We start from the raw sequence: 16000 nt of genomic DNA, 5'->3' as shown, positions 1-16000 counted from the left end.
GTGTTCTGGAGAAGTGTGTGTATTGATTTTTCAACCTTGACGAGCCTGTCTTTATCAATCATCGCACCTTCTCACAGATAAATTGAAACAACTCGTTTGTGATATGCGGGCGAAAAGACAAACAGAATTCGTGATCAAAAGCTGTCTGAAAAACAAGAGCGCAAAAAAACTATATTGTATTATCAGATTGTCTATGAAATAAAGATACAGGGGTAGAAATACAGAAAATAATGCCCGAAATCTTGCTAAAACGCGCTTATGAGACACCCGATGCCAATGACGGCACCAGAATACTGGTAGATCGCCTATGGCCAAGAGGAATACGAAAAGCAGATCTGAAAGCATCCATATGGCTGAAAGATGTCGCACCCAGCACGGATCTGCGCAAGTGGTTCGACCATGATTCCGGCAAATGGATTCTGTTTCGGGAGAAGTATGTAGCGGAGTTACGCTCAGGTAGTGACGAATTGAATATCCTGCTTAGCCTTGCCCGCTCGCAGAAAATAACACTTCTCTATGCAGCCCATGATGAGATCCACAATCATGCACTGATCCTGCGTGATTTTCTCAATAGCGAAACAGCATCTATTTACTGACACAGGACAATTATGAGCATAAGCCGCTTTACATGTGAGAGTCCCTGCAGACAGAGACAACTTCTGCAATTCGCAATCTTTTTTTTGAATTAAACAAAAATCAGGCTTCTGCTTTAGCCAACAGCGCTTGCAGAGAACATCAACCCTCAAATGTTCCTTGCAAGCCTGTCAACAGCAAATGAAAGCAGGTAAATTCTGAGTAATTAGTTACGCGCAACAGAGGGCTGCCCGATCTTCACACATTCCTCTGGCTGATACATTCAGCTGATCGAGAAGTCAGACACCTTGAGATCGGTAACTCCCAGGAATGTAACTTTAGCCGAACCGTCAATCATAACCGAGGTATTGCCTCCGGATACTGTAGCTGTATTGAGAATACTCTGAGCAACGCCCGAAGCATCTGTAGGCTTGTAGTTATAGAGGAAAAACTTGTTATCAGCAGCAGCCCTGAAATCCGTAATTGTAAAGCTACCCGCTGTATGATTGGCAAGCAGACCGAAGAGATTTCCTGCACCAGATCCGCCCGTCACAGTCGCTGCCACATCCGTGGTTGACGTCCCTGTAAAGGCCGTTCCCAGATAGAATATATCGGATGCCGTACCGCCAATGATGGTTTGCTGGCCAGCTCCGGTCCAGGCAGAAAGCCCACCAGCCACTGCACGTCCATCAATATTCTGGTTTCCCGTAGTGTAAGGCTGATTGGCTGTGAAAAGAAGCCGTGAAGAAGAACTCAACGTGGCCGTTAGGCCGTCAGCACCGTAAATCGTACCACTACCCGCCGAGATTGCGGTCTTGCCGGTGCCTGAAATGAAACTGAGGGAGCCGGAGACGCTGATATTCTGATTGCTGCCATGCACGACCTGCAGGTTACCAGCCGCTGATATGGTGTCTCCTTGCGTACCTGTGACCGTAGCAGAACCCGAGCTGACATTAACGACAGAAGAAGTACCGCCGTAAACGCTGCTGTTATCACCAACCGTGATATTATTTCCCGTCGAAAAATCCATGACTGCAGCGTTTGTTTTCAGATACGCTGTTGAACTTCCCCCCTGAATGGAAACCGTATCGATCGCACCGGCAGCCCCGTAAATCGTATCCTTGCCAAGTGACGTAACAAAGTTATTCGAGCCACCGAGATAGATGAGATTGTTACCGGTACCACCCGTAATGGTATTTGTACCGCTCGCACCATAAATAGTATCGTTGCCCGAGCTTGTTGCAATATTCCAGTTGCCTGTAGCACCAGAGGCATTGAAAACATTGTTGCCCTGGGTTGCTGCAAAACTGCCAGATCCGTTTCCGACCTTGATATTGGAACCATATTGGTCTGTAGCAATGATATTGAGATAATTGGCAGAATTCTGGGTTGTATCCAGAGTGACAGCACCAGCCAATGTGTTGCTGCTAGTCGAAGCTATTACAATATTAGAATAGTTACCGGAAACTCCGTAAGTACCCGCAGCATCGATAATAGCTTGTGACGCTTTCTGGGAGGAAACAAAGTTATTTCCACCCGGAGACAGGATGGAGTTATCAAGCGTACCAGCTGTGACAAGAGACTGAAGGCTTGAAGCATAGCTCTTAGCCATCACCCCAGCAGTATCTGTTGAAGTATATGGAATGTAAACTGTGTTATTGACACCTTTGACGATAAGATTAGGCATTGTTACCTCTGATTTATTATCGTTTACTACATTTGTCGAGCTATTTTCAGCTGACATACTCACAATTGGAGCAGTCGTCGAAGCATTGCTATATGACACTGTCTTTGTTGTATCGTAGGAAATCGTTGGATCTTCTACATTGTAGTTGCCTGTTACGTCTGAAGAAGAGCCGGTTCCTATCGTCTCGACACCAATGTATACACCGCTCAAATACCAGTTATTTAAGTTCTCTATCTCACTAGCAAGTTCTGGGTGCGCATATTCTATCCTTTTGATAGCCGCCATCAAACCCTGATTGAGATCAATGGTAGTCTGATACATCACACCATTATTCGACGCCTTAGTCGGATCAATATAAGCAACCTGAGATCCGGTTACATTGTAGATCGATCCACCAAGAGATGAGGATATATATGCATACGGCTCAGGAGTACCAGTATAGTCGACAGTCTCGAATTGCAAAAACAGACCAAAACTCATCGTTGCACTGTGGAAATTGACTGTAAAATTTATTCCGGCCTGATAAGTACCTGTCGTCCCCTTGTAATCGCTGATTCCCTGAATAAAAGAAGCTGTCAGCTGATGATTGAAGGAATAGTTCCCGTCAATTTCTTTTATCGCGGAAAGCTGCACATCGAGCAGCCTTCCTCCTTGCGCTGCCAGCTGATAAATATAATGCCCGTTATCCGGGTCACGAAAAACGTTATAGCTCGTTTTACCAGCACTTGATGTTGCCGAGCCCTGCGTCCAGTGCGCAACCGAATAACCAAAATTGTTGTCCCAGACTTGACTGTTAAGACCAGCCTTCGGATCAAATGCTGATGCAGCATTCCACTGAATAATGGCCCAGTCAGAAGAACTTCCACCGTCAATCTGCGAGGATTCATCATTATAGACGATGTGACCATCAACAACCTGTTGTGTATTCATGGGAAAGTTAGGGCCATCCACACTTGGATCCGTGTAGATGTCGATCAAATCCTGCTGGTCGTTATTACTCATCGTCATCTAACTTTCCATCATCTGTGTGACATACACGCGCCGAACTGCCGCTAGTTTGCTATTTGCGCCTTTAAAATCACTTAATTTGGTAATTAAATTATCACCTAACTGTGATCATGATTTACATTTCATTATAATAATGAAAACAAGCGTAATTTTTAGAGGCATTTCGTCGATGTCTCTTTCTCTAAAGAATTAATTTTATAAGGCATAGAACAGTCAAAGAGAAATCTATGGTTAATCCGCCATATATATAATATTTTGTGTTAATTTATGTCAAAAATTGATGTCTATATTGTTATTTCTTGCAAAAAGTTTTTGTATCAAAAACTTATACCGTTATTATTCATTATATTAATTCTAAGATTTAAAAATTTCTATATAACGAAAAGTTAACAGTCTGTAGTTTCTAAAATATTTTTATTTCTTGAATTTTTTTAAGCTCTACAAATCCGCCTTAACCGATCCGATAGGTAACTTTGCCTGCTACATTTTTGCCACAATCTCCCAGTTCGCCTCACCGCCATTTATTCCTTTTTCTGGTTGTGATGGATGATGACGAATAGTCAGGAGGTTCAACGAACAGACAACGCGTGATCTGTTATGAGAATAGCTTACCTCAGAATACACAGGGCTCCTGCCTATCGAGGATAAGGCCACTCCTAATTTCGATATCCTGATTCCATGGCTTGGGACCATCACCTCGTCCGGCCTTGAGCTCAAAAAAAACCCGGCAAAGCCGGGTTTTCTGCAGTGATCAGGCTACAACGTCGGTCAGCGAGGCGCCAGCACCATAATCATCTGACGGTTTTCAAGCTTGGGCATTTGCTCAACCTTGGCTTTCTCTTCCATCTCAACCCGGATACGCTCCAGCATCTTGATACCAAGCTCCTGATGGGCCATCTCTCGGCCCTTGAAGCGCAACGACACCTTTACCTTGTCGCCTTCGGCAAGGAATGAATTCATTGCTCGCAGCTTAACCTGGTAGTCATTTTCATTGGTGCTGGGGCGCACCTTGACTTCCTTGATCTCGATGACCTTCTGTTTCTTGCGCGCTTCGTTCTTCTTTTTCTGTTGTTCGTATTTGAACTTGCCGTAGTCGAGGATCTTGACGACCGGCGGCTCAGCTGTCGGGCTGATCTCCAGAAGGTCGAGCCCGACCGAATAAGCGCGCGCAAGAGCATCGCGCGTTGTCATGACACCGGCCATTTCGCCGTCGGCGTCAATCAGTCGCACCTGAGGAACACGTATTTCCTCGTTGACTCGGGGCCCTTCACGGGTAGGTGCGGCCTGCATCGGTGGTCTAGCTATGGTCGTCTCCTGTCGACGTTTTCAAACAAACTTGCGGTCGGACTTCATTACGCGCCAAACGAACGAAAATTTCATCACCTTCACGTGAAATTATTAACGTCCTATTAGCGTGAGGTCCGGTGCACCGACATAGGCTCGAAACACCGGAATTGCAAGATTTACTGTCAGGACATTACGTCCCGGTTCAAATGACGCTGCATATCTGGCGGCGTCGCCTCATTTGTCAACCTTGCTACTGCCTCATCGAGTGGCAGCACTTCCTGAGCGACACCACCGAGACGGCGCAAGGCAACCTTGCCTTCTTCTGCCTCACGACGCCCCACCACCAGAATAACCGGAACACGGGCTACTGAATGCTCTCGTATCTTGGCATTGATCTTTTCGTTGCGGCCATCAACGTCAACCTGAAGTCCTGCCCGGCGCAGCTTCTTAGCCACTTCCTGCGCATAAGGCTCGGCATCCGTCACGATGCTGGCAACAACCACCTGCGTCGGAGCCAGCCAAAGCGGGAACTTGCCCGCAAACTGCTCGATCAGAATACCGATGAAGCGCTCGAAGCTCCCCAGAATGGCGCGATGCAGCATGACCGGACGATGCCGGGCGCTGTCTTCACCGATATAGGAGGCATCAAGACGCTCGGGCAGAATATAATCTACCTGAAGTGTGCCGCACTGCCAGTCACGACCGATCGCATCCGTCAGGACAAATTCGAGCTTCGGCCCGTAGAAAGCACCTTCACCCGGATTGGTCTCGAATGAAACACCTGCCAGACCGCAGGCCTCCTTGAGCGCTGTCTCAGCCTTGTCCCAGGTCGCATCGTCACCGGCACGCGCTTCAGGCCGGTCAGAGAATTTCACACGAAAATTCTCGAAACCCAGATCGCGATAGACCTCATCAAGCATGGCAACGAAAGACGCCGTCTCGCTCGCAATCTGCTCTTCAGTGCAGAATACATGCGCATCATCCTGCGTGAAGCCGCGTACGCGCATGATGCCATGCAACGCACCTGAGGGTTCGTAGCGATGGCAGGCGCCAAACTCGGCCATACGCAGCGGCAATTCGCGATAGGAGCGCAACCCGTGGCGGAAGATCTGCACGTGACACGGGCAGTTCATCGGCTTGAGAGCGAGAGTCTTGTCCTCGTCCTCAACGGTTGCGATGAACATATGCTCACGATATTTGTCCCAGTGGCCTGAGGCTTCCCAGAGGGCACGATCCACGAGCTGCGGTGTCCGTACTTCCTGATAGCCATGACGGGTCTGGATACGGCGCATGTAGTCCTGCAGCACCGTGTAAAGACGCCAGCCCTTGGCGTGCCAGAAGATCTGACCCACCGCCTCTTCCTGAATGTGGAAAAGATCCATTTCACGCCCGATACGGCGATGATCGCGCTTTTCGGCTTCCTCAAGCTGATGCAGATAGGCATCAAGCTCTTTCTGGTCGCGCCAAGCCGTGCCGTAGATACGTGTCAACATGGGGTTGCGGTGGTCGCCGCGCCAATAGGCGCCTGCCACCTTCATCAGCTTGAACGCCGTGCCGATATCACCCGTACCACGCATATGCGGGCCACGGCACAGATCAAGCCAGGCGCCCTGACGATAGATCGAAATCGTCTCGCTCTCGGGCAGGTCGCGAATCAATTCAGCCTTGAAACGCTCGCCCTTCTCTTCAAAGAACGCAATGGCCGCCTCACGGTCCCATTCCTCACGCTCAAATGGCGCATTGGCTGCGATGATCTCGCGCATCTTGCCTTCAATCGCCTCGAAATCCTCAGGCGTGAATGGCTGATTGCGGAAGAAATCGTAATAGAAACCATCTTTGATTGACGGCCCGATCGTTACCTGCGTACCCGGCCAGAGCGCCTGAACAGCCTCAGCCAACACATGCGCAGTATCATGGCGGATCATCTCGAGAACGATATCGTCCTTGCGCGTGATGAAGCGGATAGAGGCATCTTCGGCAATTGCGGTCGAGAGATCGACCAGCTTGCATCAAGGCTCATCGCAACAGCAGCACGCGCCAGACCGGGCCCGATCGAAGCCGCGACTGCCGTGCCAGTCGTGGCACCGTCGAACGTGCGAACGGAACCATCGGGCAGGGTAATGGCAGGCATGGACTTGCGCTCCTGGCGTAAGAAATGAATCGAGCTGTTCTAATGGCCCCAGTTCAGGCAGGCCGCAACCCTGGAAACATCGAGATGACGCAGATCGTTGACCGCCAGAATACGTATCTGCCCAGGTCTTACCCCGTTGGGGGCCGTCAGCCTGGGGTTACTTTCGGCAGAAAACAACACCAGAGACGGACATCCGGTCAGGGCGGCAAGATGCATAGGCCCCGTATCATTCCCCACGGCAAGGGCCGCACGTGCGAACACGCCACCCAGTGCCAGAAGATCGGTTTTCCCTGTCAGATCGAGCGCATCGGGTACCTGCATCACGATCTCGGCAGCAAGAGGCTGTTCTACCTTTGTGCCCGCCACCACAATAGTCAGTCCCTGTGCTCGCAAATATCGGCCGAGCTCAGCATAATGCCGGACAGGCCAGCGTTTGGCCGGACGATGCGGAGCGGCACCAGGCACCAGAACGGCGTAAGGACCGTCAATTTCCAGCTTCGTCTTTTTCAGCCAGTCAAGATCAAGAATCCCAGACTCAGGCACGCCAAGACGTGCAAGCTGATCGCGTTGTCGAGCGATACTATGCATGGCGTCGCGATAAGGATTATCGTGACGATACAGACCATTTCTTGCGATACCGCTCCAGCATTTCTGCCCGGCAAGATGAAAGTACCCTGTACTGCGTCCTGAAGTCTGCAGATCAATCACCAGATCATAACCAAGCAGCTGTTTCCTGAGCGCAAGAACACCCCTCAGATTGCTCCAGCGCGGACGCTTATCAATCTGTACATGATCGAAATAGGGGCTGGCCTGTGCCAGATCCTTGAACGGTGCAGTGGTGAGCAGCGTAATTTCAGCCCCGGGCCAATGAGCCTTATGGCGGCGAATGGGCCGAAAGCCTGAATGAAATCACCCAGAGCACCAAGCTTGATCACAAGAATTCGACGCATGGGTTGATCCTAGCCGAGACCGCGCTGCGGTGATACGCCGGGTGTTTCTTTGCAAGTCCGGAAAGCAGCCATGTCCGACAGGCCTCCTCATATTCTCTCTTTTGGCAGCGTCAACATTGATATTACGGCCCGTGCCGAGCGCATTCCTCATCCGGGCGAGACGGTTCACGCCGCAAGCTATGCCACCGGTCTGGGCGGCAAGGGAGCAAACCAGGCCGCCGCTGCCGCACGTCTGGGTCAGGGCTGTGGCCTGAAGGTTTTCATGGCCGGCCGAACAGGTGCCGACCAGTTTGGCACGCTGGCACGTTCCCTGCTGACCCCTTTCGGAGTCGATCTCTCTGCGCTGAAAGAAGATCCCGCCCATCCGACAGGTGTGGCGCTGATCACGGTCGATGCTAAGGCAGAAAACATCATCACCGTGGCAGGCGGCGCCAATATGGCACTCGATCTGAGCGATGTGGAGGCCCATCGTCCGCTTATCCACTCAGCCTCAGCCCTGCTTCTGCAACTCGAAATCCCGATGGCCATCACCATCGCCGTAGCGGAGGAAGCGCGCCGCGCGGGCACACTGGTGGTTCTCGACCCAGCTCCCGCTCCCGGAGACGGCCTGCCCCAGGCGCTCTGGCAGGCCCTGGATGTGGTGACCCCCAATGAAACCGAAACCCGACTCCTGACTGGTATCTATCCCGAAACGGAAAAGGAGGCAGCTCAGGCGGCCCTGAAACTGCATCAGCTTGGAGCAACCCATGCCCTCGTAAAAATGGGAGCACGTGGCGTCTATTACCGTAGCGGTACAGAAGAAGGGTTCGTACCACCGTACACGGTCAAGGCCATCGATACAGTGGCCGCAGGTGATTGCTTCAATGGCGGGCTGACAACCGCACTTACACTCGGCAAGCCTTTCGCTGAAGCCGTTCGCTATGCCGCAGCAAGCGGGGCCTTGGCTACCACACGTCTTGGCGCTGCTGAATCGGCTCCCGACTGGCAGGATGTTGTCACGCTCGTCGAGACAGGCACCATAATCGACAGAAACTGACCAGAAACATCCCGGCTTCAGTCCTGGTCCGGATCGGAGTCCAGTACTGCCTCATCCTGACGGGCAAGATAGGCCGCATGACCATCGGGCGACAGGGCAATGACCCTGTCCCAGTCATGCCTTGCCTCGGCATAATGAGCGAGCCGCGTCTCAAGGATACCGCGTTCAAGAAGCGCCTCGACATTATCACTTTCGAGCGCAAGCGCCCGGTTCACATCGGCCAGACCTTTCGCATTCTGGCCAAGCTGACGATAGGCCGTCGCCCGTGATATCAGGGCCCGCACGAGGAACGGATCGGAATTTCCCCCTGAGGGACCTGACTCATCAAGGCTGCCAAGCGCCACGATGCTACCTGCGAAATCACTCTGCATTGACAGACTACGCGCCAGAAGAAGACGCAGACCAAGCCGTGCAGGATCATGCTTCAGAGCCAGTCTGGCGGCCTGTTCTGCTGCCTTGCCGTCACCTGCCAGCAACCAGGCACCAGCTTCCTGCTCTGTAAACGGACTGTCTTTTTGTGAATGGGTCGGTCCACCCGACAGGGTCTGATACTCCAGTGCCGCTTCCCGATACGCACCAAGCGCGAGATCAGCCTGGGCCAGACAGTCACGGGCATCACGACCGCCGCCATGACGTAGCCAGTCCTGCGCTGTTTCCTGCACAAGATCAGGCGCGTCAGACAAAGACGCAATACAACCGGCGAGTGTCTGTGCCTGTGTGTGGGCAGACGCCACACCCATCCACAAGCCGCTTCCTATCGCCAGCGCACCAAAAGCATGTTTCATACGTTGTGATTGGCGCCTCAGCGCCTCAGCGGTCAAGCGGGAATGGAGCTTTCATGCCACCTCACCTCGTCATTCTGGGACAGGGCTATTCAGCCAGTGCTGTCGCGTCTCTGGCGCGAGCCAGAGACTGGCAGGTCACCGGCACACAACGCACTCCCGCAACGGGTTCCGGACTAAGGCCTTTCGACTCGGTTGAAACTGAACTACGCGAGGCGACCCATGTTCTCGTAAGCGTTCCACCCGGTGAAACCGGTGATCCGGCTCTCCTCCGTTACGAGACCATTCTCACCGTTGCACCCCGGCTCACCTGGATAGGCTATTATTCGACTACCGGTGTTTACGGCGACCGGCAGGGAAGGGCTGTAGACGAGACCACTCCAGTAGCCCCTGCCCAGACACGCAGCCAGGCCAGAGTCAAGGCCGAGCAGGACTGGCAAGCCCTCGCCCGTTCCCGCAACATCGCCTGTGACATCATGCGTCTAGGCGGAATTTATGGTCCCGGCCGCTCGGCCTTTGATACGTTGCGCTCTGGCAAAGCCCGTCTGATCGATGCTCCCGATCATCTCTTCAGCCGTATTCATCGCGATGATATCGCCGGTGCGACATTGACCGCTATCGACACGGCTGGGACCTGCCGCATTCTGAATTTTGTTGATGACACACCCAGCCCTCAATCTGCCGTATTAGAGGAGGCTGCGCGTATCAGCGGGATGCCTCTTCCTCCCCGTCTTTCCCTTGAAGACGCATGGGAAGGGCTGAGCCCGATGGCCCGCAGCTTCTGGTCTGAACGACGCGTGGTAGAAAGTCGCCTGACAAGGCAGTGCCTGGGAAGGAACTGGCTCTATCCAAGCTATCGGGAAGGGCTGACCGCAATTTTTGAAAACGAAACTGTCTGACGATCCGGAAAACGAAGAGACAGGATTTTCATTGCTCCTGCGTGAAGAAACACTCCTTCCGGGCTGGTCGCCCTGATCCCGGATACGCTAAGGCTTGAAAGGTTATGTCAAGTCTCGGGGGCCCATGATTATTCCACAGCTTTTCCGCTCGCCCCTTCATGGATTGCCGCTGCGCGCGCTGATTGTAATGCTTCTGCCCTTTATGGTTTCGGGCTGCATTACCATCGGACCGACGCGACTTTCCCATGATCAGCTTGATTATTCCCGCGCCCTTGGCGAAGCAGAAAAACATGCAATGCTGCTCAACATCATCCGCATCCGCTATGCCGACCCGCCGACATTTCTTGATACCACACAGGTCATTGCGGGTTACCAGTTCAACCGCTCGGTCAATGGCGGATTCAACGCCTTTCCCTCAGGTGTGGGCAGCTATCTCTTTGGAGGCAGTACAGCTACCCTGCAGGAAAGCCCGACCTTCACCTATCAGCCCGAAACCGGCCAGCAATACGCCGAAAATGTCATTCGGCCGATTTCACCTGTGGTCATCATGCCGCTCAGTCTGGGCGGGCTACCCATCGATACACTGCTACGTCTGACCGCACAGTCCATCGACGGTCTGTCGAATGTACGTGCGCTTGGTGCCGGTCCGACTGGCGGAGGCTCGGTACGTTTCTATCTGCTACTGCACGATCTGCGCCAGCTGCAGATCGCAGGCGCCATGACAATCCGTATCTCGACCGATGCCCCCAAACCCACAGGTGATCAACCCCCATCAGGCTCGGCCAACAAACCCTCCGGCACGCAGCCCGAACATGCCTATCTGGTTCTCACAGCCACATCTGATCCAGCCCTGACAACCATACAAATGGAAGTGCGCCGCCTTCTGCATCTCGACGCCCATGCCGAAGAAGCCGAGATTGTTTATGGCCCCTATCCCAAGACGCCGGGACAGATCGCCATTCTGACACGCTCCATGTTCGCCATGCTTTCCCAGATCGCGTATGAAATGGAAGTACCTGAAGACGACGTGAAAGCAGGGCGGACTCTGGCCACGATCAGCCCGGTTGGAATCGAAACGCGTCCCGATGTTGTCATCCATTCCGGCAAATCGGCACCCGAGCACAGCTACGATTCCGTGCGTTACCGAAATCGCTGGTACTGGATCAACGATGACGATTTCCGCAGCAAGCTCAGCTTTACCATGATGCAGATTCTCGCAGCCCTTGCTGCAACAAGTCACTCCCCCGGAGCCGTCATCACCATTCCGGCTGGCTGATCAGGGTCAAGGCGCTACGGAAACGCAGCCTCCATCGCTTCATCTGTGCGTTCAGAGCTGGGTCCAGCCGCCGCCCAGCGCACGATAGAGCCGCGCCATCGAGGCCGATACTTCGGCCCTGGCATTGGAGAGCGCGCTGCGACTGTCGAGCAGGCCATTCTGCGTCGTCAATACGTTGAGAAAATCGCCGGCCCCTTGTGCATATTGAAGCTGCGCCACTTTCACGGCTGTTTCGTTTTCGGTCACGGCCTCTGCAAGACGATCATGACGCTCCTGGGCAGTGCCGAGATCCGCCATCGCATCATCAACCTCTTCCCAGGCATGAAGAACCGTCCGCTGGAGTGCAATAGCCGCCTCTTTCTGCTGCAGACGACGCAATGCCAGCTGTCCGGCCAGTTTCCCCCCCTCAAAGAGCGGAATGGTCATGGTCGGCCCGAAACCGTACTGGCGCGACGCCCATGATCCGAGACCACTGAACTGGAGCGCCTGCACGTCAAGACTGCCCGAGAGCGTGATACGTGGAAAGAAGTCGGCCATTGCCACTCCGATCGTGGCCGTAGCCGCATGCAGACGTTCCTGAGCCGCACGTATGTCGGGGCGCCTCTCAGCAAGCTGCGAGGGCAGCCCGACCGGGATCGATGCAGGCAAAGGCGGAATACCACCCTTGCCTGCAAGACGCTGCGACAGCGCGCCCGGTTCACGCGCCATCAGGAAAGCAAGAGCATTGAGAAGATGTACCTCCTCACGGTGCAGTTGCGGCAGACGGGCCTCAAAACCATGCAGCTGCCCACGCGCATAAGCGAGATCGAGTTTCGTCGCTGTACCCTGGGTCACACGCAGAAGCGTCAGATCCACGCTATGATGCGCGATATCGAGACTCTGCCGGGTAATCTCGGCCTGCGCCTGAACGTTACGCAGGGCAATATAATCCTGTGCTGTTTCAGCCATGAGCGAAACCAGCGTATCCCGCTGCATTTCCCGCATCGCTTTCATCGACGCCGTTGCCGCCTCAACCTGTCTGCGCACATGCCCCCACAGATCGACCTCCCATGAAGCGCTCAATCCGTATTGCGGCAAGTTGAATGCAGGGTTTCCCTTCGGTCCCGCCCCCGCCGCAGGCCCGAAACCCTGAGTGCCATCGGCAATCCGGGCCGGGTCAAGATCGGCCTCTGTGCCCAGCAGGCTCAGAATACCATTCGTGCTGGCACGCTCGCGGGCGTAGGAAGCTGCGCCCTCCGCATGGGGCATACGGGCCGCAGCCGCAATCCTGCGTTCGGCACGACTCTGTTCAAAATGAAGAGCTGCAGCCTTGAGATCCAGATTGGCGGTCAGTACATCCTGTTCGAGCGCAGTCAGGACGGGATCCTGATAGAGTTTCCACCATTGCGCCTCGACCGGTGCGGTCTCGTCCGGGTGGCTTTTCTGGGGCGTACTACTTTCATGCCAGTGCTCTGCCGCGACCGGATCGCGTTTCTGGTAATCCGGCCCGACTGAACACCCGCCCAGAAACGCAACAAAGACCAGTCCTGCTGTACGGAATAGAGGGATCATGCCCATCACTCCCACACAAAGCGCGCATCAGTGGCATGAGTACCACCTGGATGCGAACCGGTATCGATCATGGCTTCAACCGACATACCGACACGCACACGCCGCGCCAGAGGCTGCCCTGCATCGAAGACCAGCTTGACTGGCACGCGCTGCACCACCTTGGTAAAATTGCCGGTCGCGTTATCAGGTTGAATGACCGCAAAAGCGACATTCGTCGCTGGCGCAACGCTATCGACATGGGCATGAAGAACCTGACCGGGAAAGCTATCGACCTGGACCTCGGCCTTCTGGCCAGTCTGCACGCGAGTCAGCTGCGTTTCCTGGAAATTGGCAATAACATAAGCCTGACGCACAGGCACAACCGCCAGAAGTTCGGTTCCGGGGTGAACATACATTCCTACACGCACGTCACGCGCACCAATCACCCCGTCAACCGGCGCCAGAATGGTGCAATAGGACAGATCAAGCTCCGCCTGACGGGCAAGACTCCTTGTCTGTATCAGAACACCTTCTGCCCTCTCGCTCTCCGCAACGAGTACGGCAAGCTGAGCCCGATCGGCATTGACAGAGGCCTTGTCCCGCGCCAGCCGGGCAATAGCTTCTCGCTGACGATCATCGGCGGCCTGCTGCTGTTCGATCGTGCTTGCCCCTCCAGCTGACAGGGCGCGATAACGGACCGCATTCTGCCGTGCGAACTGCAAGGCCGCCTCATCCGCTTCAACGGTGGAAAGAGCGGCTTCGATCATAGCTGCCTGACGCTGCTGAGCCGCCTTCAGATTGGCAATATCAGCTTCGGCAGCGCGTATCTTCCCCCGTGCGGCTTCCAGCGCGGTACGATAATCATCATCCTCTATATGAGCGATAATCTCTCCCGCACTTACTCGCTGGTTATCTGCAACGGGTACCCGGTCAATGCGCCCAGCGACTTTGGGCGCCACACGCGTAAAGTCCGCAGTGATATAGGCATCGTTGGTGGTCTGATGACGACCGTCTCCGACGAAAAACCGATCCGCACTCCAGGCAAGACCAGTCAGAACAAGCACGGTGCATCCCGCAAACAGAAGCGGTTTCTTGTAAGCCATGATGGTGATTCCGTTAAAATACTGCGGCAGGTGCAGAGGCGGGTTGCAAGACTGGGGAGGGCGCAGGACCACGAGGTTCTTTCCCAGGGGGATAGACACGTCCGGGCAGAATGGCCGTCAGCACCACGAAAACAGCACAGATCACAATCACAACGACCAGAACATCGACCAGAGCCAGCACCGTAGCCTGTGCCGACAGGGTTTCATGCAGGCTGGCAGCCGCAGCCATCCCATGAGATCGGTGGATCATGCCGGGATGATCAAGCAGCATGGTCGAATGATAATGTTCGCGACGACGCAACAGGATCGAAAACAGGGCGAAAGCAAGCGCGTTGGCCATGCCCTTGAGCATATTGACCATCCCCGAAATGAAGGGACCATCACTTGGTCCAAGCGACAAGGTCGCCAGCATCAACACGGGAATAATCACCATGGGTTGACCGAAAATCTGCAGCGCCTGGATAATATAGAAATTGTCGCGTACCCATTCCGACGTCAGCCAGAGACCAAGCCAGGCAGACAGGCCGAGCAGAATCATGCCGATACCCAGTACCCATCGGCAGTCAACGCGACGCATGTTGCACAGAGCGGCGACCAGAGGCAGCACGACAAGCTGGGGAAGCGCCACGGTCAAAGCGACAGGTGCAGCCTGGACCGGACGATATCCTTTGATTTCCTCCAGAAAGGTCGTTGTGACCTCATTCATCAGGGCACAGATAATCAGGACGGCCACAAGCGCCAGCAGGGACATCGTGATATCGCGGCTCTTCCAGTATTGCAGGCGGAAGAACGGGCTGTGGTGGTGCCATTCGTGAATCAGAAACCCCACAAAAAATGCACCACCCCAGAAAGTCAGATGCGTGATCAGGGGCGACCTGAACCAGTCGAGCCTGTCCCCCTGATAAAGAACTGTCACAACACACAGAATGGAGGGGACACCCACCAGAAAACCTCGCCAGTTGAAGCCGCGAAAGCGGGAAAGCTGAATCGGGTCCTGCGGCAGACCATACGCAATCATGACCAAGGCGATCAAAGCAAGCGGCAATACCTCCCAGTAAAGCCAGTGCCAGCCAAAATGCTCGAACAGAAGCGCCTCAAAGGGCATGCCCAGATTGGGGCCGAAAGTCGCGCTCATGGCGTAGCCACCTATGCCGAATACCTTGAGCGGTGGGGGTAGATATTTGAGCATGACTGTCATGAGGATAGGTGGCAGACAGCCTGCACTCAGCCCCTGCATGGCACGAAGGATGACGATCGGCACCATATCGGTCATGAACGGCAATGGCAGGGAGAGCAGCGCCATCGTGGTCGTCATGAACAGAGCAAAACGATAGATTGAGAACGTCATGTAGAACCATGGCGTGAACGCCATCGCCGCAATATTGAAGGCCTCGTAAACCGAGATGAACCATGTTCCTTCATCATGGCCCAGATGCATGGCCCCACGCAGGTCGGAAAGACCGAGTTCAGTGACATGTTCGTTGAATCCGGCGACATGCACGGCCAGCAACATGCCCAGACATCCGATAACAGTCCGAAGCCCGAAGGGAGGAATGGCGGCAGGAGAGAGCGGAACGCTTGCAGCGGTCGCCATGGGTGGATTCATGCGAAGGCATCCTTTCGGCACCGTCTCTATCCTCGCCCTCCGACCTCAATAACCCGCAATCAGGGTAAAAAACCCTTCCAGTTTGCGTAAGGATACCGCAGATATCTTACTTTACGTGCAACCTCCTCATCG

10 protein-coding genes and 2 pseudogenes are annotated in these 16000 nt (G+C 54.2%); 4 read left to right on the top strand and 8 right to left on the bottom strand.

What is annotated here, in order from left to right:
• Positions 1 to 230: 230 nt before the first annotated feature.
• Positions 231 to 596: a DUF488 domain-containing protein gene (locus JCM25354_RS09895; protein ID WP_025885899.1), complete on the top strand. Its 366-nt coding sequence runs from the start codon at positions 231 to 233 to the stop codon at positions 594 to 596.
• A 260-nt stretch (positions 597 to 856) separates the two neighbouring features.
• On the opposite strand, the gene JCM25354_RS20185 is transcribed toward JCM25354_RS09895, so the two are convergent.
• The 4 genes and pseudogenes from JCM25354_RS20185 to JCM25354_RS18075 form a co-directional block, all read right to left on the bottom strand.
• On the bottom strand, positions 857 to 3268 hold the full coding sequence (locus JCM25354_RS20185; protein ID WP_025885898.1) for a beta strand repeat-containing protein: 2412 nt from the start codon (positions 3266 to 3268) through the stop codon (positions 857 to 859).
• 768 nt (positions 3269 to 4036) lie between these two features.
• Entirely contained in the window at positions 4037 to 4558 is a 522-nt protein-coding gene (infC, locus tag JCM25354_RS09885) for a translation initiation factor IF-3 (RefSeq protein ID WP_025885897.1), read from the bottom strand.
• A 179-nt stretch (positions 4559 to 4737) separates the two neighbouring features.
• Positions 4738 to 6686: pseudogene (gene thrS / locus JCM25354_RS18080) on the bottom strand (threonine--tRNA ligase).
• A 39-nt stretch (positions 6687 to 6725) separates the two neighbouring features.
• Positions 6726 to 7636: pseudogene (locus tag JCM25354_RS18075) on the bottom strand (glycosyltransferase family 9 protein).
• Positions 7637 to 7706: 70 nt separating this feature from the next.
• On the opposite strand from JCM25354_RS18075, the gene rbsK reads away from it, so the two are divergent.
• Positions 7707 to 8672: a ribokinase gene (gene rbsK / locus JCM25354_RS09870; protein ID WP_025885896.1), complete on the top strand. Its 966-nt coding sequence runs from the start codon at positions 7707 to 7709 to the stop codon at positions 8670 to 8672.
• Positions 8673 to 8689: 17 nt separating this feature from the next.
• Here the strand turns inward: rbsK and JCM25354_RS20180 are convergent, their stop codons facing one another.
• Positions 8690 to 9457: a tetratricopeptide repeat protein gene (locus JCM25354_RS20180; protein WP_051537339.1), complete on the bottom strand. Its 768-nt coding sequence runs from the start codon at positions 9455 to 9457 to the stop codon at positions 8690 to 8692.
• A 53-nt stretch (positions 9458 to 9510) separates the two neighbouring features.
• On the opposite strand from JCM25354_RS20180, the gene JCM25354_RS09860 reads away from it, so the two are divergent.
• Positions 9511 to 10353 (top strand): Rossmann-fold NAD(P)-binding domain-containing protein, encoded by an 843-nt coding sequence (locus JCM25354_RS09860; protein WP_025885894.1) that lies wholly within the window; start codon positions 9511 to 9513, stop codon positions 10351 to 10353.
• A 124-nt stretch (positions 10354 to 10477) separates the two neighbouring features.
• Positions 10478 to 11629, top strand: a complete 1152-nt coding sequence (locus JCM25354_RS09855; protein WP_243444014.1) for a hypothetical protein — start codon at positions 10478 to 10480, stop codon at positions 11627 to 11629.
• Positions 11630 to 11680: 51 nt separating this feature from the next.
• Here JCM25354_RS09855 and JCM25354_RS09850 read toward each other — a convergent pair whose 3' ends face one another.
• From JCM25354_RS09850 to JCM25354_RS09840, 3 genes are read right to left on the bottom strand one after another with little or no spacing between them, the layout of a single operon-like run.
• Positions 11681 to 13180 carry an efflux transporter outer membrane subunit gene (locus tag JCM25354_RS09850; RefSeq protein WP_025885892.1) on the bottom strand — a complete coding sequence of 500 codons (1500 nt, stop codon included), beginning with the start codon at positions 13178 to 13180 and terminating at the stop codon, positions 11681 to 11683.
• A gap of 5 nt (positions 13181 to 13185) precedes the next feature.
• Positions 13186 to 14262 (bottom strand): HlyD family secretion protein, encoded by a 1077-nt coding sequence (locus tag JCM25354_RS09845; protein ID WP_025885891.1) that lies wholly within the window; start codon positions 14260 to 14262, stop codon positions 13186 to 13188.
• Positions 14263 to 14275: 13 nt separating this feature from the next.
• A complete protein-coding gene (locus JCM25354_RS09840) occupies positions 14276 to 15868 on the bottom strand; it encodes an MFS transporter (protein WP_025885890.1) in 1593 nt (530 codons plus the stop codon).
• Positions 15869 to 16000 lie beyond the last annotated feature (132 nt).

It is taken from the genome of Asaia prunellae JCM 25354 (genome assembly GCF_000613885.1).
Lineage (GTDB): Bacteria > Pseudomonadota > Alphaproteobacteria > Acetobacterales > Acetobacteraceae > Asaia > Asaia prunellae.
Note: the sequence above shows the minus strand (reverse complement) of the source record. Positions and strands in the feature narration are given on the sequence as shown.

Bases quoted from the DNA above. Each gene is read 5' to 3' on its own strand.
- JCM25354_RS09895 (WP_025885899.1), top strand. From the start codon at position 231: ATGCCCGAAATCTTGCTAAAACGCGCTTATGAGACACCCGATGCCAAT.
- JCM25354_RS20185 (WP_025885898.1), bottom strand. From the start codon at position 3,268: ATGACGATGAGTAATAACGACCAGCAGGATTTGATCGACATCTACACG.
- infC (WP_025885897.1), bottom strand. From the start codon at position 4,558: ATGCAGGCCGCACCTACCCGTGAAGGGCCCCGAGTCAACGAGGAAATA.
- rbsK (WP_025885896.1), top strand. From the start codon at position 7,707: ATGTCCGACAGGCCTCCTCATATTCTCTCTTTTGGCAGCGTCAACATT.
- JCM25354_RS20180 (WP_051537339.1), bottom strand. From the start codon at position 9,457: ATGAAACATGCTTTTGGTGCGCTGGCGATAGGAAGCGGCTTGTGGATG.
- JCM25354_RS09860 (WP_025885894.1), top strand. From the start codon at position 9,511: ATGCCACCTCACCTCGTCATTCTGGGACAGGGCTATTCAGCCAGTGCT.
- JCM25354_RS09855 (WP_243444014.1), top strand. From the start codon at position 10,478: ATGATTATTCCACAGCTTTTCCGCTCGCCCCTTCATGGATTGCCGCTG.
- JCM25354_RS09850 (WP_025885892.1), bottom strand. From the start codon at position 13,180: ATGATCCCTCTATTCCGTACAGCAGGACTGGTCTTTGTTGCGTTTCTG.
- JCM25354_RS09845 (WP_025885891.1), bottom strand. From the start codon at position 14,262: ATGGCTTACAAGAAACCGCTTCTGTTTGCGGGATGCACCGTGCTTGTT.
- JCM25354_RS09840 (WP_025885890.1), bottom strand. From the start codon at position 15,868: ATGAATCCACCCATGGCGACCGCTGCAAGCGTTCCGCTCTCTCCTGCC.